Source organism: Agathobaculum sp. LCP25S3_E8 (genome assembly GCF_052117165.1).
Taxonomy (GTDB): Bacteria; Bacillota; Clostridia; order Oscillospirales; family Butyricicoccaceae; genus Agathobaculum.
Genome location: NZ_JBQKJR010000168.1, coordinates 1 through 586, shown reverse-complemented (window position 1 = coordinate 586; position 586 = coordinate 1). Strand labels below are relative to the sequence as shown.

Below are 586 nucleotides of genomic sequence, written 5' to 3'. Positions count from 1 at the left end.
GTCACATCGGTTACCCACTTTTGATTCGGTCTTTCCGCATGGAAATCTCTTGCCAGAAGATTTGGCGCAACCTTGCCGACTTCTCCACGGTAAGAACGATACTTTTTCATTCGCACCATACATTTTAGGCCTGATTCCTTCATCAGCTTTTGCACCGTCTTGTGGTTCAGACAAATGCCCCTATTGCGTAATTCCATACCAATCCGCCGATACCCGTACCGGCCTTGATTCTCCTGATAAATTGCTATGATTTCTGCCCTTTCTTTTGCGTATTTGTCCACAGCATTGGCTTTCCGGGAATGATAGTAGTATGTACTTCGGGGAATGCCGGCCAGTTTAAGTAATGCTGCCAGAGGATAATCACGCCTTAATTCTGTAACAGCAGCCACAACATCGCTTATTCGGGTTTTTCCCGCTTCTGAATTAAGGCGTTTAATTTTTTTAGGTAATCATTCTCCATTCTCAACCGGTAAATTTCTTCTGACAGCCGCTTGTTTTCCTGTTGCAGCTCCGACTGTTCCTGCTTCTTTTGTCGTTTTTCGCTACCTTTTGTCGCCTGCTTTTTCATAAGTCCCCGTGCACCTTC

1 protein-coding gene and 1 pseudogene are annotated in these 586 nt (G+C 45.2%); both read right to left on the bottom strand.

Annotated features, from left to right (window positions below):
- Positions 1–389 (bottom strand): IS3 family transposase (locus tag ACTQ34_RS18120; protein ID WP_441364988.1); only part of this gene is annotated, 389 nt, incomplete at its 3' end.
- Between the two features lie 8 nt (positions 390–397).
- Positions 398–586 (bottom strand): annotated as a pseudogene (locus ACTQ34_RS18115) (hypothetical protein); the annotation flags it as partial.